Consider the following 18,773-nt stretch of genomic DNA (forward strand, 5'->3'; position numbering starts at 1 on the left):
ATGACATCCCACGTTATCCGAAGCGCACCGGGAGGTATTTCACCCCGTTGATGAAGTCCGAGCGCAGCCGGCGGACCTCGCCGGTGAGGACGACGTCCGGGTGGCGGCGCAGCAGCTCGCGGACGAGGGTCTTGATCTGGGTGCGCGCGAGGCCGGCGCCGAGGCAGAAGTGCGGGCCGCCACCACCGAAGGTGAGGTGCTCGTTCGGGGTGCGGCGGACGTCGAAGACGAAGGGGTCGGCGAAGACCTCCTCGTCCCGGTTGGCGGAGGTGTAGTAGGTCACCACCTTCTCCCCCTCGGCGATGTGCCGGCCGCGCAGGGTGGTGTCGCGGGTGGCGGTGCGCCGGAAGTTGTGGATCGAGCCGCCCCAGCGCAGGAACTCCTCCGTCGCCGAGGTCCACAGGGCCTCGTCGTCGGGCGCCGCGGCCAGTTCGGCGCGCGCCGCCGGGTGTTCGATCAGGGCGAGCAGGGTGTGGGAGAGCAGGTTGCGGGTGGTCTCGTTGCCCGCGACGCACAGCAGGACGAAGAACATGTTGATCTCGTCCGGGGTGAGCCGGTCCCCGTCGACCTCGGCGTGGACGAGCGTGGAGAGGATGTCCTGTCGGGGCCGGGCCCGCCGCCGCGCCGACAGCTCGGCGCAGTAGGCGTAGATCTCGGCGGCCGCGAGGTCGCTGTCGTGCTTGCCCGCCGAGAGCTCCGGGTCCTGGCTGCCGGCCATCCGGTTGCTCCACTCGTAGATGAGCCGTTCGTCCTCCTCCGGTACGCCGACCATCTCGCAGATGGTCTGGATCGGCAGCCAGGAGGCGACCTCATCGACGAAGTCCATCTCCCGGCCCGGGGTGACGGCGCGCTCCACCAGGGCGAGCGCCCGCTCACGGATCCGGACCGCGAGCCCGCGCACCACCCGGGGCGTGAATCCCGCACTGACCAGTGCGCGGTAGCGGGAGTGGCGCGGGGCGTCCATGCCCAACAGGACCAGGCGCAGGGCCGCCAGGGCGTCGGGGTCCTGGTCGCGGATCATGAACGAGCCGAGTTCGGTGGACCACAGCTCGGGATCGCGGCTGACGGCCTTGACGTCGGCGTGGCGGGTGACGGCGTGGAAGCCGGCGTGCCGGCCCGGCACCTCGTGCCAGTGCACCGGGTCCTCCCGGCGCAGCCGGGTGAACAGCGCGTGCGGGACCTCGCGGGCCCAGGTGTCTTCGAGCAGGTCCATGTCGCCGGTGTCCACCACGGGGCGGTCCTTTCGTCGGCGCAGAGGCTGCTCCCCTGCTGACGAAGTGTCAAGTCATCGCGTGCGACGGGCGCGGAGCAGGTCGCCTCCCGGTCGGCGCGCACGGCGCCCCCGCCCCGGTGCCGGGCGGCATCGGGGCGGGGGCTGGGCGTGGCCGCGTGCGGTCAGGACGACTGGTTCGTCAGGACGACTGGTTCGTCAGGATCGCCGGGTCGGACAGGCCCGGCGCGCCGGTCTCCACCTTGCCCGCGAAGCGGCGGGCGAAGTTCGCGGTCTCGGAGGCGGTGACGCTGACGTCGTACCAGCGGCGGGTGTTCTTCAGGGGGACGCTGTACGTCACGGTGGCCCCCTTGGCGACCGTGAGGCGCTTGGGGCCGCCGCCGTAGGCGTTGGTGACCGTGAGGGTCGCGGTGGCGGCCCCCGCGTTGGTGAGGGTGAGGTCCAGGTTGCCGGTGGTGGCGTTGTGGCGGGCCGTGACCTCGGGCCCGGCGGTGGCGCCGGGGTTGCGGAACCCGCGCAGGAAGCCGTTCGGGCCGTGCACGGTCAGGTCGGTGACCCCGGCCGAGTAGGCGGTGTTCCAGGTGTCCGCGATCGACTTGCCCGCCTCGGTCGTGTAGGTCCAGGGGGCGTCCGTCCGGTTGCCGGAGGTGACGTAGAACTGCGCCCCGAGCTCCTTGCCGCCGCTGAAGGTCAGCCGGAACTTGCCCTCGCCCGTGAGGGCCGCGCCGTCCACGTACGGGGCGTACTTCAGCGGACGCGTCGACCGCTGCCCCTTCTCCTGGCGCGGCATGCTCGCCACGGCCGGCGGGGTGGCCAGGAAGTCGGGGTGACGGTCGCGGTCCTGCGGCTGCCACATACCGGTGTCGGGCAGCGGGGCCGTCCCGGTGTCCTTGCGGGCGAAGTCGAAGGCGGAGGTCAGGTCACCGCAGACGGCCCGGCGCCAAGGGGAGATGTTGGGCTCCCGCACGCCGAAGCGCTGCTCCATGAAGCGGATCACGGAAGTGTGGTCGAAGGTCTCGGAGCAGGAGTAGCCGCCGGTGCTCCAGGGCGAGACGACGAGCATCGGCACGCGCGGGCCGAGCCCGTACGGTCCGGCGACGTAGCCGGCCTTGCCGGGGAAGACGTCGAGGGCGGTCGGGACGGTCGACAGGCCCTGGCCCGCGTTCGCGGGGGCGTACGGCGGCACGACGTGGTCGAAGAAGCCGTCGTTCTCGTCGTAGGTGATGAACAGCGCCGTACGGGCCCAGACGTCGGGGTTGGAGGTGAGCGCGTCCAGCACCTGCGCGATGTACCAGGCGCCGTAGTTCGAGGGCCAGTTGGCGTGTTCGCTGAAGGCCTCGGGGGCGGCGATCCAGGAGACCTCGGGCAGCGTGCCCGCGGCGACGTCGGCGCGCAGCCGGTCGAAGTAGCCCTCGCCGGTCCGGGCGTCCGTACCGGTGCGGGCCTTGTCGTGGAGCGGGTCGCCGGGCTTGGCATTGCGGTAGTTGTTGAAGTAGAGCAGCGAGTTGTCGCCGTAGTTGCCGCGGTAGGCGTCGCTGATCCAACCCCAGGAACCGGCCGCGTCGAGGCCGTTGCCGATGTCCTGGTAGACCTTCCAGGAGATCCCGGCCGCCTCCAGTCGCTCGGGGTACGTGGTCCAGCCGTACCCGGCCTCGGCGTTGTTGAGGACCGGGCCGCCGCCCGTGCCGTCGTTGCCGGTGTGGCCCGACCAGAGGTAGTAGCGGTTGGGGTCGGTCGAGCCGATGAACGAACAGTGGTAGGCGTCGCAGATGGTGAACGCGTCGGCGAGGGCGTAGTGGAACGGGATGTCCTCGCGCGTGAGATGGGCCATGGTGGCGGGCGTCTTGGCCGGCACCCAGTTGTCGTACTTGCCCTTGTTGAAGGCGCTCTGGCCGCCCGCCCAGTCGTGGTTGAGGCCCTGGAGGAATTCCATGCCCAGGTCGTCCGACGGCGGCCTGAAGGGCAGGGTCTCCTTGCCCGCGTTGTCGCTCTGGTGCCACACGGACTTCCCGCTGGGCAGCGTCACCGGACGGGGGTCACCGAAGCCGCGGATGCCGCGCAGCGCACCGAAATAGTGGTCGAAGGAACGGTTCTCCTGCATCAGGACCACGATGTGCTCGACGTCGGCGATGGTGCCGGTCGTCCCCTGCGCGGGGATGGCCGCGGCGCGCGCGATGCTCTCGTTGAGCAGGGTCAGGGCGGCGGCGCCGCCGGTGAGCTGGAGGAAGCGGCGGCGGTTCAGATCTGCCATGGCGGGAGGGACCTCTGCTTCGATCGAGAAGTGGTGGAGCGCCCCCAGGACATCGTGCGCGGGGTACCGGAGAGGGAGCCTGGCGTGAAGGTGATGGATACACCAGGCGAACGTCAGTCGGATTCCGCAGGAGTTCGGCCATTCGCCGGGGGCGGAAAAGGATTGGCCACGGCGGGTCCGCGGCGGGTACGGTGCCGAAGGACGTGACCGGACCTAGGAGGTGTGACCCATGAACGCTGTACGCAGGTGGGTACTCCCCCATTCCGTCACGGTGGGCGGCTGACGCAGGTGTCGCCGGGGGTGCCTCCACGACAAGGCACTCGCGAAAGGGCGAAACCCATGGATCCCATACGTCACACCCCCCTTCCCACCCCGACCGCCGGCACGGGCGATCGCGTCACCACGATCACCCGGACCGCGGAGCACCAGTGGCACGCCCTGGAGGCCGACCTCGAGGTCGGCCGCGGCGACGTGTCGGTCCGGCCCGACGGGCGACTCTTCCTCAGCGTCGACGCCTGGCACGCCGAGGCCTTCGACCGGCTCGCGGCCGCGATGGTGGCGGACCTGCCGGTCCCCCTCCACGCGTTGATCGACGAGGCCGACCTCGACTCGACCGCCGGGTGGCAGCGCGCCGGCTTCACGATCGGGCGGCGGGAGCGGGAGTACCTCGTGCCCACCGACCCCGCCCTCACGGGCCTCGACGCCGCGCCGACGCCCGCGGGCGTGCGGATCGTGCCCGTCGGAGCCGCGGAGCGCGAACCGCTGTGCGCCGTGGACCGCGCGATCCGCGACGAGGTCGAGGCCGCGGTCGGCTGGCGGCGGATGCCGGCCGAGGTGATCGCGCTCCCGGCCGGGGTCACCGTCGTGGACCCCTCGACCTACGCCGTGGCGGCGCAGGGCGACCGCTACGTGGGCATGGTCCGCTTGGGACCCCTGCCCCGCCAGCCCCGGATCGGCCTGATCGCCGTACGGGCCGACGAGCACCGCCGCGGCATCGCCAGGGCGCTGCTGGCCTCGGTCCTGGGCGGGCTGCACCGCTCCGGGGTCGCGACCGCCCGGGCCGAGGTCGACGAATCCAACGCGGCGGCCACGGCGTTGTTCGAGGGTGTCGGTGCCCGGACCGCGGGCCGCACCGTCGAGTGGGTGCGCAGCTGACGCGCCGCCGTACCTTTCACAGTCCCATTCATTGCCGAACCCACCGTCACATGACGGGGAAGCGAGTCGACTTGCCGAGAACAACAGGCGCCCTGGAAACCGAGGGCACCGTCACCGAGTGCCTGCGCAACGCCACCTTCAGGGTGGAGCTCGAAAACGGACACAAGGTCCTCGCCCACATCAGCGGAAAGATCCGGAAGAACTACATCAAGATCCTTCCGTTCGACCGGGTGATCGTGGAGCTGAGCCCTTACGACCTCACCCGCGGCCGCATCCTCTACCGCTACAGGTAGAGCGGCCGTAGGCGGCCGGGCTCCGACGGTGACGCACCGTCGGAGCCCGGTTCGGTTCGCGGCCGCACTGGGACACGGGCGCACCCCAACCGATACGTGACCGACAAACCGGGCCCGTACGGTTCGGACGTATCGCCGCGGCCACCCTCACCACCACAGCCGGCCGGCTGTCGCGGCGCATCCCACCCCACGACGCTCCGAAGGCCGACACGCGCATGCCCGTACCCACCCGCCTCCCGTCCCATCGGCTCCTGTTCGCGGCCGTCGCCCTCACCGGGCTCGCCCTGGTCACCGCTTGCGGCGGATCCGCCCAGCCGGGGGACGCCGTCCGCCCCACGGCCGTCGCCCACCCCGCCGTGATCTCCCCGCAGGTCGACGCGGAGCGCACCACGCGCGTCACCTACGACCTGGGCGACACCGCCTACGCCCCGCCCGGTCTGGACGGGCAGCTCACGGAGCTGAGGGCCGCGGTCACCTACCCGCGCGAGCTGGGCACCGGGAAGCACCCCTTGGTGGTGATGCTCCACGGGTGGGCGGACACGTGTCGGGCGGGGGACGAGCCGGTACGCCCGTACGCCTGGCCGTGCGGCGGGAAGGCACGGCCGGTCGACAACTACCTGGGCTACTCCTACCTCGCCGACGCCCTGGCCGAGAAGGGGTACGTCGTGGTGTCGGTGTCGGCCAACGGCATCCAGGCCCACGAGACGAAGCGGGGCGACGTCGCGCGCGCCGGCCTGCTCGACGAGCACCTGCGGATGTGGCAGCAGCTCTCCGAGGGCAAGGGCCCCCTGCGGGCGCTCGGTCAGCTCGCCGGCCGGGTGGACCCGGACCGCGTCGGCACCCTGGGGCATTCGCGCGGTGGCGGCGGCGTCCTGTCGCAGGTCCTGGACAGCCACGCCCGGGTACCGGGGGTGAACATCAGGGCCACGATGGCGTTCGCGCCCGCCATGAACGGGATCGACGCCGCGAAGGAACGCATCAGCCGCGTGCCCCTCACCGTGGTCGCCGGAACCTGTGACGCGATGTGGGACGACAGCGAGATCCCGCTCGCGATGGCGGCCGGGAACCCCCACGCCCGGCACGTCGAGCTGAAGGGCGGCAACCACAACTACTTCAACACCGTCTGGACCCCCGGCAGCGGGCCGGCCTTCGCCACGGACGACGTCGCCGTGGAGCACCGCGACCTCGCCGGCGGCCGGTGCAGGAGCACCAACGGTTCCGGCGACCCCGTGCGGCTCGGACCAGCGGAGCAGCGCCGGGCCGCGATCGACGCGGCGACCGCGTTCTTCGACGCGTACCTGAAGTAGCGGGTGGCTCAGCCGGTGGTGCGGAGGGTGACGTGCGGGGCCAGGGCGGCCAGGAAGTCGGGGGCGTCGAAGACCTGGCCGGCGGAGGCGACGCCCGTGGTACGGACCCGGCCGGTCAGCACCCGGTCGAGGGCCTCGACGACGAGGGGCGCGGTGACCGCGTAGATGTCCCGGCCCTCCGCGACGACGCGGCGCTCGACGCCGTTCGCGCGGACGACGGCGTCCACGAGGAAGGTCTGGTCGGAACGGCCGTGCTCGTCGGTGGCCGTGGGGGCCGGGGTGTCGGGCGAGGCGATGTCCCGGGCGGCCTCGGCGAGCATGTGGGTGTGGACGTCGCGGATGGCGAGGTGGTCGGTGACGGTGACGACGTCGGCCATCGTGAACTCGGTGATGACGGGACGGGGGCCCATCGGGGCGGGGAAGGGCCACTCCACGGTGGGCGGGGTGTCCGTACGGTACTGCCACGCGCCGTCGGCGTAGCGCAGGCGACGCTCGCCCCGGCGTTCGCGCGAGACGCTGCCGGAGAGGCGCGTTCCGGCGGTGGGGTGCCAGTGGCTGAGGCCGTAGGCGATGTGCGCCTCGTCGGCCCGCGTCCAGTCGCCCATCGCGGTGGTGACGAGCAGGTCGCCGAGGCCGCCGAAGAAGGCCATGGCGGGGACGATGACCGCCCCGGCCGCACGGGCGCGGTGGGCGTAGTGGGCGAACGTGTCGAGGTTGGCCTCCAGCTCGGCGGCCACGTCCAGGTACGGGATGCCGGCCCGCAGGGCGGCCTCGATGACGGGGCCCGTGGTCGAGGCGAAGGGGCCGGCGCAGTTGATGACCGCGGCGGACCCGCTCAGGGCGAGGTCCAGCGCGGAGGGATCGTCGACCGTGGCGGGGCTGGAGCGCAGACCGGTCTCGGCGGCCTGGGCGTCGAGCTTGTCGCGGTCGCGGCCGGAGAGGACCGGAACGTAGCCGCGGGCCAGCAGCTCCGCGACCACGAACCTGCCGGTGTGCCCGTAGGCGCCGTAGACCGTGATGGCGCTGCCCGTCGGGGCGCCGCCCTCGCTGGTGTTGCCCGCGGTGCTGTGGCCCGCGATGCTGTGGCCCGTGCTGGCGTTGCCCGTCGTGATGCCGTTCATGAGACCGCTCCCCTGTTGCCTTCGACTCCCTGCCCGATCCCCGTGTTCGCGGGGCCGGTCCGGGCTGTTGTGATCATCCTGTCGGCAGCCGCGGGGGGTGCGTGAGTGGCGGAAACGACGCGCCCCGTACAGTTTCGGACATGCATCACGTCGCCTTGGCCGTCACGGACGGCATGCTCCACCTCGAACTGGCCCTGGCCTGCGAGGTCTTCGGGTCGGACCTGACGCACCTGGTGGACCCGTGGTACCGGTTCACCCTGTGCGGGCCAGGTCCCGTGACGGTCGGCCGGTTCCGGATGGAACCCGACGCCGGTCTGGAGGCCCTGACGACGGCGGACACCGTGATCGTGCCGGGCTGGGCCGATGTGGACCGGGACCCGCCGGCCGAGCTCGTCGACGCGGTGCGCGCCGCGCACGAGGCCGGCGCACGGGTGGCCTCCCTGTGCACGGGTGCGTTCGTCCTGGCGGCGGCGGGGCTGTTGGACGGGTGGCGGGCCACCACGCACTGGGGGCACACGAGCGAGTTGGCCCGGCGCCATCCCCGGGTCACGGTGGACCCCGATGTGCTCTACGTCGACAACGGCAGCGTGCTGACGTCGGCGGGGAAGGCCGCCGCGATGGACCTGTGCCTGCACCTGGTGCGCCTGGACCACGGAACCAGGGTCGCGAACGTCGTCGCGCGGCGTCTGGTGGTGCCGCCGCACCGCGAGGGCGGGCAGGCCCAGTTCGTCACCACGCCCGTGCCCGAGCCGGGCAACCATCCGCTGGCCGAGCTGCTGCCGTGGGTCCTCCAGCGCCTCGACGAACCCCTGACCGTGGAGCACCTCGCGCAGCGGGCCGGCATGAGCTCCCGCCACCTGGCCCGCCACTTCAAGGCGGTCACCGGCACCACTCCGCTCCAGTGGCTACTGGCCCAACGGATCAGGCACGCGCAGGAGTTGTTGGAGGGGACGGACGCCACCGTCGACACGATCGCCACGGCCACCGGCATGGGCACCGCGACCACCCTGCGCCGACACTTCAGCCGTACCGTCGGAGTCCCGCCCGACACCTACCGACGCACGTTCCGCAGCTACGACACCCCCTGACGGCCCGGGCGACCCCCCTCCGGATCCACGCCGGACCGGTGCGGATCCGGGGCGAAGCCGCACGCCCGTGCCCGGGGCCGTCCTCGTGCGCCCCGGGCACGGGCGTCGAGCGATCAGGCCAGCGCCAGGCTGATCTGGTCGTTGAAGATCGCCCAGCTCTGACCGCGGTCGTTCTTGTCGCACGCCTTCGTGGAGAGGTTCGGGGTGTCCCAGGTGTTGGCGAGGCAGTAGGCCGGGGCGAAGGCGAGGGAGATCTGCTGGCCCGAGACGTTCCAGTACTGCCCCTGGTCGTTGGGGTTGCACGGCTTCACCGAGATCTGGGCGGAGTTCCAGGTGTTGGCCAGACAGTAGGCCCGCGCGTTGGTGAGGGAGATCTGCTGACCGGAGACGGTCCAGTGCTGGCCCCGGTCCCCGGTGTTGCACGGCTTCGTGGAGAGGTTGGGGGTGTCCCAGGCATTGGCGAGGCAGTACCGGCCGGGTACCCGCACCGTCTGCGGCGCGGCGTTCGCCGCTCCCGCCCCGCCGACGGGCAGGAGGGAGGCGGTCACGGACAGCACGGCGAGGGCGAGGGTCTTGCGCAGGGCGATTGCCATGGTGCGATTCCATTCTCAAGGCAAGCCGGCGCGAGCCACGCACGGCGAGGAAGTCGGGTTATCCGGCTCGAATGCGAGCGCAAGCGCATTGATATCAGCGATTACGGAGCGACGAATAGAAATCTCGGCGCCCCTTCACCCGAAGCGGGTAGTCCACGGATGATCCGATGATCTTGGGCCGGCTATCCGCCCAGCACAGACGGGGGGGGATCGGCACCCCGCTCGTCCGTTCCAGGGCGTCCGGAAATCGACGCCACGCAGCAGTCGATTGCAGAGAATGCCGAAAGGATCCTGCACCCCAGCCCGGCCCTCGAACGACCGTCAAGGGAATCGATCAGGAAACTCCATCCCGCGCTGAAACGTTTTTTATTTCCCCGCTCAATTCAAGCCAACGGAATGCGGCGAACCCACGGGCGGGCGAGCCGCGCCGAGGGCGGGCGAGCTGATCGGCTCGTTCGCGCGGCGCCGTACGGGGTCGCGGGGCCGCCCGCCGGCCCCGGCTCGCGGGGAAGGGTGCAGACTTCGGCCATGGAGCAGCACGGCGAGCAACACATGTACGAACTGGTCGACGCGCTCGTCCGGGCCGGCAGCAGGTTCACGCCGCGGCCCGGTGGTTGGAGCAGGGAGCCGTTCTGGCCGACCAAGGCCGATCAGGTGTGCCACCTGGAGTCGTCGATCGACTTCGCGGTGGCCAGGGCCGTACCGGGACAACCGGAGGGGCTCGCCTTCGACGAGGACTCCGACACGATCTTCTGCCGGCTGTGCTGGATGACGATCACGGGTGCGGCCCATCGCCCGGAGCGGGCGTGGGAACGCCGGGGCTGAGGGCCCCGCCGTCGCATCGGGCCGCGGTCTACGGGAGGACGTCCTCCTCCCGGAGCATCGTGATCAGGCCGATGCCGTCCTCGTCCGGCTCGGGGTCGGGGTCGGGGGCACGGTGGTCCGGGACCGGGGCACCGGTCAGGTCGCCGTCCGACTTCTCGATCAAGAAGCGCTCGCGGTAGGCGTCCCGTGCCGAGACGGCGACGCGATCGATGAGCAGGTAGCTGAGGCCCGCGCCGACGGCCATGCCGGCGACCGGCACGAACTGCCCGAGCTTCTTCTTCGGGAGCTGCTGCGCGAACTTCGCCGCGAAGCGCTGGGCGATCCGGGTGAGGACCTTCTCGTTCAGCTTCGTCCACGGTGCGTTGCGCACGAGCAGCTGGGTGAGCTGGGAGAGTTCGGCGTACGCGGCCGCCTTCGCCGGCGTGCCCGTGGACATGCCGAGGGCGATCACGGACATCACGAAGACCTCCTCTTCGGGGTCGTTCGGGTCGTAGCCGTAGTAGAGGGCCGTCGAGGCGACCACCCGCGTGGCGAGGGCGAGCATCATGGCGGTGTCCGCGGCCATCGCGCCGGCCACGGTGCCGATTCCGGGTGCGGCGCCCGCACCCGCGCCGGCGATCGTTCCCGCGCTGGCGAGCACCTCGCCGCCCGTCACCGCCGCGGCCGAGCCCAGGCCCGTCGCCGCCGCCGAGAGCGCGTGGCCGTACCGCACCGCGTTGTGGCGCGCGACCTCGTCGACGACCTCCAGGTCGAGCTCGCGTATCCCGCCCAGCCCGGCGGTGTCGTGTCCGGCCCGCCGGTACTGCTCGACCACGCGCTTCTTGCTCACGGTCCGGCTCGCGGTGCCGCTCACGGCCTTGCCGAGGCCCCTCGCCGCCCCGCCGTAGGCGGCGACCACCTTGTCGGCGCCCGGGACGCCCCGCGCCTTCTGGCCCAGTGCGGCGAGGCGGTCACGGGCCTGTCGCGGAAGGAGGTTCCTCGCCTGCTTGTCGAGGGAGGCCGCCTTCCGCTCCTGGAGCCGGTCCCACTCCCGTTGTTCGTAAGCGGAGAGAGTCATGTGGTCGCCTCGGTATCGAAGTGCTCGGAAGCAGTTCCGCGCGGTCGCGGCCACGGATCGGCGCCGCTGGACGGGGAACTCCTCGCAGGACATTACGTGTTCGAGGCGATGCGCGGCGCGATAGCGGCCAGGAGCCGAACCCTTGCCGCCTCGGGCCACCGCTACCCCTGCGCCTCCTGACCGGGCGGCGGGCTCGTTCCGAAGGCCGGGACGGCCACGGATTGCGGCCCGCAGCGCACCGGGAAGCCGGGTTCCTTGGGCAGCGGTCCGGCCGGGCTGTTCTCGTGCACCCTGACGACCACCCTGTCCGGCGCGATGTCCTCGCGGGTCTTGGCGTGCGCCAGGGTGCAGACCAGCTGGCTCAGCGCGATGTTGTCCAGCTCCCCGGTCGAGACCGACAGGGGCACGTAGAGGTCGACCCCGCCGTCACCGGCGAAGGCGCTCGGCTGGCGCGGGAACAGGGGGACGTGGTTGCTCAGCCCCCGGGCGCGCTCCCCCTCGGTGGGACCCTCCAGCAGGAGGTTCAGGGCCTGCTGCGCGGTAGGGGGGCCGTTGGTGGGACGCGATGCCTGGCGGATCCCGTACGGGCTGGCGAAGTACAGCTCCACGCTCCGGGTCCCGTCCGGCCGCTGCGGGACGCCGGTGGCGGGGCCGCCCGCGCGGACCGGGCCGGTGGAGCTGATGCCGCAACCGGAGAGGGCGGCCGACGCCCCGGCCACCAGCAGCGCCACCGCGACGACCGCCGCACCCGCGCGGGCGCGGACGGTACGGCGCGTCACGACGGCTCCTCGGGCTCGGGGCATCCGGGATCCGCGGCGGCCGTGCGGGCGTCGGGGGCCGCCCGGACCAGCGGGAGGGTCAGGGTGAACACCGCGCCGGCCTCCGGCCCGGGAGCGTTGGCCGCGGTGAGGGTGCCGCCGTGCAGGCGGACGTTCTCCTCGGCGATGGCCAGTCCCAGGCCGCTGCCCTCGGAGCGCGGTCGGGCCGAGTCCGCCTTGAAGAAGCGGTCGAAGACGTGCGGCAGGGCGGCCCGCGCGATGCCGGGGCCCGCGTCCGTGACGGTCAGGACGGCGGTGGCGTGCCGCCCGCAGGTCCGACCGCGCACGGTCACCGGCGGCCGGCCGTGGTGCAGGGCGTTGCCGACGAGGTTGGCGAGGACCACGTCGATCCGGCGGGTGTCGATCCGCACGGGCAGCGGCCCGGGCAGGTCGACGACGATCCGCGGATCCCCCTGCCAGCCGCGCAGCCGCAGGGTGGTGGCCAGTGCGGTGCGCAAGTCGCTCTCCTCGGCGTGCAGTTCGGCGCGGCCCGCGTCGAAGCGCGCCACCTCCATCAGGTCCTCGACGGTACGGGCCAGCCGCCGGGTCTCGGAGGCGACGAGGGAGGCCGCGTCGGCCGCGTCCGGTGGCAGCGCGCCCGAGGCCGCGTCCTCGTCCAGGACATCGACGACGGCGGTCATCGCGGCGAGCGGCGTGCGCAGTTCGTGGGCGACGTCGGCGGCGAACCTGCGGGCGTTCTCCTCCAGGCGCCGCAGTTCCGCGTCGTCGCGCTGGAGTGTGGCGGCCATGGTGTTGAAGGTGGCGGTGAGCCCGGCCAGTTCGTCCTTGCCGGTGACGTCGAGCCGGGTGTCGAGGCGCCCCTCCGCGACCTGCTGGGCGCCGCGCCGCAGCCGGCGTACGGGCAGCAGGACCCGGCGGGCGGCCAGCAGCGCCGGTACGAGCGCCAGGGCCAGGGCCGGGACGATGCCCACCTCGGCGGCCGTGACCAGGGCCGCGATGTCGGACGCCTCCTTGTCGAGCGGGAACACGGCGAAGACCCTGAGCTGCGTGGGCTGCGGGTCCCGGCCCTCGTCCGTGGCCGCCAGCGGGACGGCGACCGCGAGCCAGGGCCTGCCGTCGTGCGCGAAGCGCTGGTAGGCGGAGCCGGTTCCCTCGCGCACGGCGTCCACGAGGGCGGCCGGCACCCCGGGCGCGGTCGGTGGCCGCGCCGCGGGGCCGCTCCCGGGCGCCCGGGTCCCGTCGGGAGCGGGAGTCGGGACAGGGCCCTGGGCCGAGACCGGTGCGGCGTCCCCCATCACGGCGCTGGTGGTCCAGCCGCGCGACCCGCCCGCCAGGTCGAGCTGGAGGGTGAGGGTGCGCAGGTCCGCGGCGCTCGGCGGCATCGACAGGTCGGGGGCGAGGGAGGTCAGCTGGGTCCGCAGGTCCCGTACGGCCGCGTTCTGGGTCCGCTCCAGCGTGGTGGCCCGGGCTTCCTGGAAGGTGAGCACGGCGGTGAGCAGCGACCCGAAGGCGGTGGCGAGCAGGAAGGCCACCACCAGACGGGCACGCAGTCCGGTGGCCCACACCGTCCGCCGGGGGCGGCTCACCGGGGCCGTGCCGTCGGTGCGCGGTCCACCGGGGCGCCGCTCACCCGGAGGCGGTCCAGGCGGACGCGGTCCCACGGGATCCGGCGGCCGGGGACCCCGGCCGCGGCGGCGCGGCTCACAGCGGCCCGAAGCGGTAGCCGAACCCCCGGACGGTCTGGATCATGACCGGCCGGCGCGGGTCGTCCTCGATCCGACCGCGCAGCCGCAGCACACAGGCGTCCACGAGGCGCACGTCCCCGTGGAAGGTGTACTCCCAGACCCTCTCCAGGAGTTCCTGGCGGGTGTAGACCCGGCCGGGGTTGTCGGTGAGGAAGAACAGGAGCTTCAGCTCGGCCGGGGCGAGGGAGATCTCGCCGCCGTTCTTGAACACCATCAGGGCGGCCCGGTCGATGGTGATCGGCCCGTGCTCCTCCGGCCCCTCGGGGCGGGGCGCGGTCGCCCCGGCGTCCGGGTCCGCGGGGGCGACCCGGCGCAGCACGGCGCGCATGCGGGCCTCCAGCAGCTCGCCACTGGCGGGTTTGACGAGGTAGTCGTCGGCGCCCGCCTCCAAGCCGATGATCATGTCCATCTCCTCCCCCCGCGCGGAGAGGATGACGATCGGCACCTGGGAGAGCGCCCGGATCCGGCGGCACACCTCCAGCCCGCTGATGCCGGGCAGCATGAGGTCGAGCAGCACCAGGTCGGGACCGAAGTCCTCCAGCGCGAACAGTCCGTCCTCGCCGGTGGCGGTGGACTCGGCCTCGTGCCCGCGGCGACGCAACGCGAGCATGACGCCCCTACGGATCGCCGGGTCGTCCTCGATGAGCAAAACGCGAGCCATGGATCCTTCCGGGCATTTCGGGAACTGCGGCCATTCTTCCTGATCCCGGGCGAGGAGAACATGACGGCACCATGACGGTCCGCACCGTCGCGAGCGGGTTCGGGTGCCGATGACGGGTCGACCCGTGGTCCGTGACGGGACGATGACCAACCCCGAAATCGGCTCCGGCGGCTGTTTGGCTGATCCACATGAACCACACCACGCACCTCGTTCCCACCCCTCGCACCACCCGCTCGGGCCCGCGCCGGGCGACCGCGTTCTGCGCCGCGGCCCTCCTCGGCACCCTCGCCCTCACCGCGTGCGGCAACGGATCCGGACGTACGGACGACGCCGCCACCGGGGCGGACGCCGCGCGGCAGGACCCGTCCGCGTCGGCCCCCGCCTCGACCCCCGCGACGGGCACGGGCACCGGCACGCTGAAGAAGCCCGCGAAGCTCCTCTGGATGGGCGACTCCATCGCCGTCGGCGAGGCCCTGCCCGTGACGGCCGCCCTGAAGTCCTCCGGCATCGCCGTCACCTCCATGGCCTCGGACGGCGGTGGCGGCGTCCTCGGCCCGGCCGAGCTCAGCGGGTCCACCTGGAAGACCCTCGCCGACCAGCTGAAGTCCCCGCACCCCGACACCGTCGCCTACCAGATCACCACCTACGACTGGGGCAGCCCGCAGGAGCAGCGCCAGGGCTACGAGAAGCTGATCGCCACCGTCAAGGCCGCCGGAGCCCACCTGGTGCTGGTCACCGCGCCGCCCTTCGACACCTCCGGCTTCTACGCCGACCACAAGGGCGACATCGCATCCGCCCCGGCGGCGGCGAAGGCCGCGGTGGCCGCCCACCCCACCGACGCGTCCTTCCTCGACGCCTCCGCCCTCTGGGGCACCGATGCCACCGCGCCGCGGGCACAGCGCTCCTCCGACAAGACCCACTCCTGTCAGCAGGGCACCGCGCGGTTCGCGCAGTGGTTCAGCACGGAGCTGGGGAAGCTGGCCGGCTTCTCCCCCGCCGCCCCCGAGGGCTGGGCCAACGGCGCGTGGACGAAGTCCGACGTGTTCGCGAAGCTGAACTGCGCCTGACGTGCCGCCCACGCAGACGACGGGGGCCCCGGCCCGGCCGCGCCCGCACCGCCGCTCGGCCGAGCCGCGGCCCCACGGCTCCGCCCGACGTGCGCACCTCCCGCCCCTCGACGGCCTGCGCGGTCTGGCGGTCCTCGGGGTGCTCCTCTTCCACCTCGGCGACCTCCCCGGCGGCTTCCTCGGCGTCGACCTGTTCTTCGTCCTGTCCGGGTTCCTGATCACCGGGCTCCTGCTGCGCGAGGCCGCGGCGAACGACGGACGGATCTCGCTGGCCGCCTTCTGGGGCCGCCGGGCCCGCCGGCTGCTGCCCGCCCTGGCGGCGGCCCTGGCGGGGACCCTCGTCCTGACCGTCCTGCTGGGCGGTCCCGCCATGATCCGGTTCGCCCGGCAGGACGCCCCCTGGGTCGTGGCGAACCTCGCGAACTGGCACTTCGTCGCCGAACAGGTCGGCTACTTCCAGGCGACCCCGACCCGGGTGTTCACGCACCTGTGGAGCATCGCCGTGGAGGAGCAGTTCTACCTGCTGTGGCCGCCGTTGGTGCTGCTCCTCGTACGGGTGGGGCGCGGCGCGCCCGTCTCCCGGACCCTCGGCCCCCGGGCGCTGGCCGTCCTCGCCGCCCTCGGCGCGCTGGTCTCGGCGGCCCTGATGGCCCTGCTGCTCAACCCCGCGGACACCACCCGGGTCTACGAGGGCACCGACACCCGCGCCTTCGCGCTGCTGCTCGGCGCGCTCGCGGCCGCCCCTGCCGTACGGAACCGGGTCGCCCGGCTCTCCGAGCGGGCCGCGGGGCGGCTCGCGCTGATCCCGGCGGTCCTGCTCGCGACCGCTTGGGCCCTGGTCCGGGGCACGGGGCAGGTCTTCCTCTTCCAGGGCGGGCTGCTGCTCCACTCGGCCGCTGCCGCCGCGCTGATCGCCCTGCTCGCGCGGGCACCGGGGACCCCCCTGGGCCGGATGCTCGGCCTGCGCCCCCTGACCACGTTGGGCGGGCTCTCGTACGGGCTCTACCTGTGGCACTGGCCGTTGATCCTGCTGCTGGACCACGCGGGGCCACAGCTGCCCGGCTGGGCCCGGACCCCCTGTCTGGTCACCCTGTCCATCGCGGTGGCGGCGCTCTCGAAGAGCTTCCTGGAGGACCCGGTCCGCTACCGCGCCCGCTGGGCGCACGGCCGCGGCGGGGCCCTCGCCGTGGTGGCCACCCTGGCCGCGCTCACCGCCCTGTGGCTGGCGCTCCCCCTCCTGTCCCCCGCCGCCTCTGGCACGCATTCGGGCCCGACCGTGGACATCACCCAACTCGGCGCCCGGGCGGGACGTTAGCCGCGTCACGGACCGGTCAAGAGGGCCCCGCCGTGGGTTCGTCCCGGCGAACATGGCGCTATGCGTACACAGCACACCATCGCCCTGTTCGCGGCGGCCGCCGCCCTCACGCTCACGGCCTGCGGTCCGCAGGGCGGAGCGGGCTCGGACAAGGGCGCCGGCGCGAGCACGGCGCCTTCCGCGCGCCGCACACCGGCGCCGAAGGCTTCGGCCGCTCTTCCCCTCCTCGTCGGCAAGGGACTGCAAACGGCCCAGGACGAGGCCCAGGCCGCAGGGTTCCACCACTTGACGTCCCACGACGCGCTCGGCCGCGACCGGCTCCAGGCCCTCGACCGGAACTGGAAGGTGTGTTCGCAGACCCCCGCCGCCGGCGCCGGGATCGACACCGGCACGACCGTCGACTTCGGCGCGGTCAAGCTCGAAGAGACCTGCCCCGCGACCGACGCCCCGGCCCCGAAGCCCGCCGGGGACACCATGCCGGACTTCGTCGGCCAGGGCATGAAGGCCGTGCGCGCCGCCCTGCCCGCCAACGCCAGCATCACGGTGAAGGACGCGGTGCAGAGCCGCATGGTCCTTCAGGAGTCGAACTGGAAGGTGTGCGCCCAGGAGCCGAAGGCGGGAGCCGCCCTCACCGGCCAGCCCGTCGCCTTCACCGTGGCCAAGACCGACGAGACCTGCCCCTGAGAACGGGGCGGGGGGTCAGGACGTCGGGGCCGTCCACTTCTGCTGGGCGGCGCCGGTGCAGGTCCACAGTTGCAGTCGGGTCCGGTTGGCGGGGTTGCCGCCCGTGACGTCGAGGCACTTGTTCGCCTGCGGGTTGACGATGTCGCGGGCCCCGGACACCGTCCAGCGTTGGGCGCCGGTCCCATTGCAGTCGTAGAGCTGGACCGGGGTGCCGTCGGCGGTGCCGCCGCTCGCGACGTCGAGGCACTTGCCGAGCGCCCGTACGGTGCCGTCGGCGCCGAGGGTCCAGCGTTGGGCGCCGGTGCCGTTGCAGTCGTAGAGCTGGACCGGGGTGCCGTTGGCCGGGTCGGCGCCGGCCACGTCGACGCACTTGCCGGCGAGACCGCTGATCTGGCCGCTCCGCCCGTCGGATCCGCCGTCGTAGGAGGTGACGCGGACGTGGTCGACCACCAGTTGTCGCGGAAAGGCCGTGCTGCCGTCGGGGTCGCCGGGCCAGTAGCCGCCGACCGCGAGGTTGAGGATCAGGAAGAACGGCTTGTTGAAGGCCCAGCTGCGGCCGCCCAGGTCCGCGGGGGTCCGCCGCTGGTAGACGGTGCCGTCGACGGACCACGTGACCGCGTCGGGGGCCCAGTCGACGGCGAAGGTGTGGAAGGCGTCGGCGAAGGCCTGGCCGCCGGGGAGGGAGTACGCCGCCCCGATGCCGCCGGAGCCGGAGTAGCCCGGTCCGTGGAGGGTGCCGTGCACGGTCGCCGGTTCGAAGCCGACGTTCTCCATCACGTCGATCTCACCGGAGTTCGGCCAGCCGACCTGGCCGATGTCGTCGCCGAGCATCCAGAAGGCCGGCCACATGCCCTGGCCCCGCGGCACCTTGAGCCTCGCCTCGACGTGTCCGTACTTCTGGGTGAAGCGCCCCGCGGTGTTCAGCCGGGCCGAGGTGTACTCGCAGCGGCCGTACCAGCAGGCGTAGTCGGAGGGGTTCTCGCGACGGGCGGTGATGACCAGGTGGCCCTGTCCGTCGAGGGCGGCGTTGCGGTTGCCCGCCGTGTAGTACTGCCGCTCGTGGTTGTTGACGTTGTCCCCGGTCTCGACCTGCCACTTGCCCGGGTCGACGGCGGCGCCGGCGGGTCCGTCGAAGTCGTCCGAGAAGGTCACGGCCGCGGCGGCGGTCGGCGTGGGGGCCGGGTCGCCGCTGGCCGGGGCGGTCAGGCCGCCCCAGCAGACCAGGGCGAGGGCGCATAAGAGCGCGCGTCGGTGCCAGGTGGGGTGCGTGGGGTGCGTGGGGTGCACGGTCATCACATCGTTTCGGCGTGGGGGGCTGGGGCGGAACGGACTCGTCCTGTCATGGGCATGCCAGGACATACGGCAGCCCGCCGCCAGGGAGTGAACGCGGAACCGGACCGTCCGGGACCCTTCGTTCACTACTTGATTCAAGGTGCACGCCACGACGGCGTCAAGATGCCTGCACCGTCCGTGCCCTGCCGAACGGTCGGGCCATGCCGGCCGGTCGGGCTAGGTGTATTGCCCTGTGAGGTTGGGGACGCGGCTGGCGGGTGGTTTGCCTGCGAGTGCGGTGTGTCCGCGGTGGTGATTGTAGGTGTGGA

At 72.8% G+C, this 18,773-nt stretch carries 17 protein-coding genes; 8 read left to right on the top strand and 9 right to left on the bottom strand.

Annotation, left to right across the window (positions count from 1 at the left end):
* Positions 1-13: 13 nt before the first annotated feature.
* Entirely contained in the window at positions 14-1,231 is a 1,218-nt protein-coding gene (locus tag ACZ4UB_RS37745) for a cytochrome P450 (RefSeq protein WP_354382120.1), read from the bottom strand.
* Positions 1,232-1,412: 181 nt separating this feature from the next.
* The gene (locus ACZ4UB_RS37750; RefSeq protein WP_468077535.1) at positions 1,413-3,482 is read right to left on the bottom strand and encodes a phosphocholine-specific phospholipase C; all 2,070 of its coding nucleotides are present in this window, start codon (positions 3,480-3,482) and stop codon (positions 1,413-1,415) included.
* A gap of 339 nt (positions 3,483-3,821) precedes the next feature.
* Between ACZ4UB_RS37750 and ACZ4UB_RS37755 the strand changes: the two genes are divergently transcribed.
* From ACZ4UB_RS37755 to ACZ4UB_RS37765, 3 genes are all read left to right on the top strand, one after another.
* Positions 3,822-4,637, top strand: coding sequence for a GNAT family N-acetyltransferase (locus tag ACZ4UB_RS37755; RefSeq protein WP_468077537.1), 816 nt, complete (start codon positions 3,822-3,824; stop codon positions 4,635-4,637).
* A gap of 71 nt (positions 4,638-4,708) precedes the next feature.
* Positions 4,709-4,930, top strand: a complete 222-nt coding sequence (infA, locus tag ACZ4UB_RS37760; RefSeq protein ID WP_354382123.1) for a translation initiation factor IF-1 — start codon at positions 4,709-4,711, stop codon at positions 4,928-4,930.
* 215 nt (positions 4,931-5,145) lie between these two features.
* Positions 5,146-6,237: an alpha/beta hydrolase family protein gene (locus ACZ4UB_RS37765; RefSeq protein WP_468077539.1), complete on the top strand. Its 1,092-nt coding sequence runs from the start codon at positions 5,146-5,148 to the stop codon at positions 6,235-6,237.
* Between the two features lie 8 nt (positions 6,238-6,245).
* Here ACZ4UB_RS37765 and ACZ4UB_RS37770 read toward each other — a convergent pair whose 3' ends face one another.
* Positions 6,246-7,358, bottom strand: coding sequence for a saccharopine dehydrogenase NADP-binding domain-containing protein (locus ACZ4UB_RS37770; protein ID WP_468077541.1), 1,113 nt, complete (start codon positions 7,356-7,358; stop codon positions 6,246-6,248).
* 140 nt (positions 7,359-7,498) lie between these two features.
* On the opposite strand from ACZ4UB_RS37770, the gene ACZ4UB_RS37775 reads away from it, so the two are divergent.
* A complete protein-coding gene (locus ACZ4UB_RS37775) occupies positions 7,499-8,446 on the top strand; it encodes a helix-turn-helix domain-containing protein (RefSeq protein WP_468077543.1) in 948 nt (315 codons plus the stop codon).
* A 113-nt stretch (positions 8,447-8,559) separates the two neighbouring features.
* Here the strand turns inward: ACZ4UB_RS37775 and ACZ4UB_RS37780 are convergent, their stop codons facing one another.
* The gene (locus ACZ4UB_RS37780) at positions 8,560-9,039 is read right to left on the bottom strand and encodes a ricin-type beta-trefoil lectin domain protein (protein WP_468077545.1); all 480 of its coding nucleotides are present in this window, start codon (positions 9,037-9,039) and stop codon (positions 8,560-8,562) included.
* 528 nt (positions 9,040-9,567) lie between these two features.
* Between ACZ4UB_RS37780 and ACZ4UB_RS37785 the strand changes: the two genes are divergently transcribed.
* The gene (locus tag ACZ4UB_RS37785) at positions 9,568-9,864 is read left to right on the top strand and encodes a hypothetical protein (protein ID WP_468077547.1); all 297 of its coding nucleotides are present in this window, start codon (positions 9,568-9,570) and stop codon (positions 9,862-9,864) included.
* Positions 9,865-9,892: 28 nt separating this feature from the next.
* On the opposite strand, the gene ACZ4UB_RS37790 is transcribed toward ACZ4UB_RS37785, so the two are convergent.
* From ACZ4UB_RS37790 to ACZ4UB_RS37805, 4 genes are all read right to left on the bottom strand, one after another.
* A complete protein-coding gene (locus ACZ4UB_RS37790; RefSeq protein WP_468077549.1) occupies positions 9,893-10,921 on the bottom strand; it encodes an EcsC family protein in 1,029 nt (342 codons plus the stop codon).
* 161 nt (positions 10,922-11,082) lie between these two features.
* Complete coding sequence (locus ACZ4UB_RS37795; RefSeq protein ID WP_468077551.1) at positions 11,083-11,700, bottom strand: GerMN domain-containing protein; 618 nt, start codon at positions 11,698-11,700, stop codon at positions 11,083-11,085.
* Positions 11,697-13,286: an ATP-binding protein gene (locus ACZ4UB_RS37800; RefSeq protein ID WP_468077553.1), complete on the bottom strand. Its 1,590-nt coding sequence runs from the start codon at positions 13,284-13,286 to the stop codon at positions 11,697-11,699. Before ACZ4UB_RS37800 ends, ACZ4UB_RS37795 begins: the two co-directional genes overlap by 4 nt.
* A gap of 115 nt (positions 13,287-13,401) precedes the next feature.
* Positions 13,402-14,106: a response regulator gene (locus tag ACZ4UB_RS37805; RefSeq protein ID WP_468077555.1), complete on the bottom strand. Its 705-nt coding sequence runs from the start codon at positions 14,104-14,106 to the stop codon at positions 13,402-13,404.
* A gap of 188 nt (positions 14,107-14,294) precedes the next feature.
* On the opposite strand from ACZ4UB_RS37805, the gene ACZ4UB_RS37810 reads away from it, so the two are divergent.
* The 3 genes from ACZ4UB_RS37810 to ACZ4UB_RS37820 are packed head-to-tail and all read left to right on the top strand — an operon-like array spanning position 14,295 to position 17,172.
* Entirely contained in the window at positions 14,295-15,173 is an 879-nt protein-coding gene (locus tag ACZ4UB_RS37810; RefSeq protein ID WP_468077557.1) for an SGNH/GDSL hydrolase family protein, read from the top strand.
* Between the two features lies 1 nt (position 15,174).
* Complete coding sequence (locus ACZ4UB_RS37815; RefSeq protein WP_468077559.1) at positions 15,175-16,488, top strand: acyltransferase family protein; 1,314 nt, start codon at positions 15,175-15,177, stop codon at positions 16,486-16,488.
* Between the two features lie 60 nt (positions 16,489-16,548).
* Positions 16,549-17,172 carry a hypothetical protein gene (locus tag ACZ4UB_RS37820; protein ID WP_468077561.1) on the top strand — a complete coding sequence of 208 codons (624 nt, stop codon included), beginning with the start codon at positions 16,549-16,551 and terminating at the stop codon, positions 17,170-17,172.
* A gap of 15 nt (positions 17,173-17,187) precedes the next feature.
* Here the strand turns inward: ACZ4UB_RS37820 and ACZ4UB_RS37825 are convergent, their stop codons facing one another.
* Positions 17,188-18,465, bottom strand: coding sequence for a ricin-type beta-trefoil lectin domain protein (locus ACZ4UB_RS37825; RefSeq protein ID WP_468077563.1), 1,278 nt, complete (start codon positions 18,463-18,465; stop codon positions 17,188-17,190).
* Positions 18,466-18,773 lie beyond the last annotated feature (308 nt).

The sequence above is a fragment of the Streptomyces sp. NPDC028419 genome, from assembly GCF_055565515.1.

What these genes read in the sequence shown, in the direction of transcription:
- ACZ4UB_RS37750 (WP_468077535.1), bottom strand. Translation starts at nt 3,482, where the DNA reads ATGGCAGATCTGAACCGCCGCCGCTTCCTCCAGCTCACCGGCGGCGCC.
- ACZ4UB_RS37755 (WP_468077537.1), top strand. Translation starts at nt 3,822, where the DNA reads ATGGATCCCATACGTCACACCCCCCTTCCCACCCCGACCGCCGGCACG.
- ACZ4UB_RS37765 (WP_468077539.1), top strand. Translation starts at nt 5,146, where the DNA reads ATGCCCGTACCCACCCGCCTCCCGTCCCATCGGCTCCTGTTCGCGGCC.
- ACZ4UB_RS37770 (WP_468077541.1), bottom strand. Translation starts at nt 7,358, where the DNA reads ATGAACGGCATCACGACGGGCAACGCCAGCACGGGCCACAGCATCGCG.
- ACZ4UB_RS37775 (WP_468077543.1), top strand. Translation starts at nt 7,499, where the DNA reads ATGCATCACGTCGCCTTGGCCGTCACGGACGGCATGCTCCACCTCGAA.
- ACZ4UB_RS37780 (WP_468077545.1), bottom strand. Translation starts at nt 9,039, where the DNA reads ATGGCAATCGCCCTGCGCAAGACCCTCGCCCTCGCCGTGCTGTCCGTG.
- ACZ4UB_RS37785 (WP_468077547.1), top strand. Translation starts at nt 9,568, where the DNA reads ATGGAGCAGCACGGCGAGCAACACATGTACGAACTGGTCGACGCGCTC.
- ACZ4UB_RS37790 (WP_468077549.1), bottom strand. Translation starts at nt 10,921, where the DNA reads ATGACTCTCTCCGCTTACGAACAACGGGAGTGGGACCGGCTCCAGGAG.
- ACZ4UB_RS37805 (WP_468077555.1), bottom strand. Translation starts at nt 14,106, where the DNA reads ATGGCTCGCGTTTTGCTCATCGAGGACGACCCGGCGATCCGTAGGGGC.
- ACZ4UB_RS37810 (WP_468077557.1), top strand. Translation starts at nt 14,295, where the DNA reads ATGAACCACACCACGCACCTCGTTCCCACCCCTCGCACCACCCGCTCG.
- ACZ4UB_RS37820 (WP_468077561.1), top strand. Translation starts at nt 16,549, where the DNA reads ATGCGTACACAGCACACCATCGCCCTGTTCGCGGCGGCCGCCGCCCTC.
- ACZ4UB_RS37825 (WP_468077563.1), bottom strand. Translation starts at nt 18,465, where the DNA reads ATGACCGTGCACCCCACGCACCCCACGCACCCCACCTGGCACCGACGC.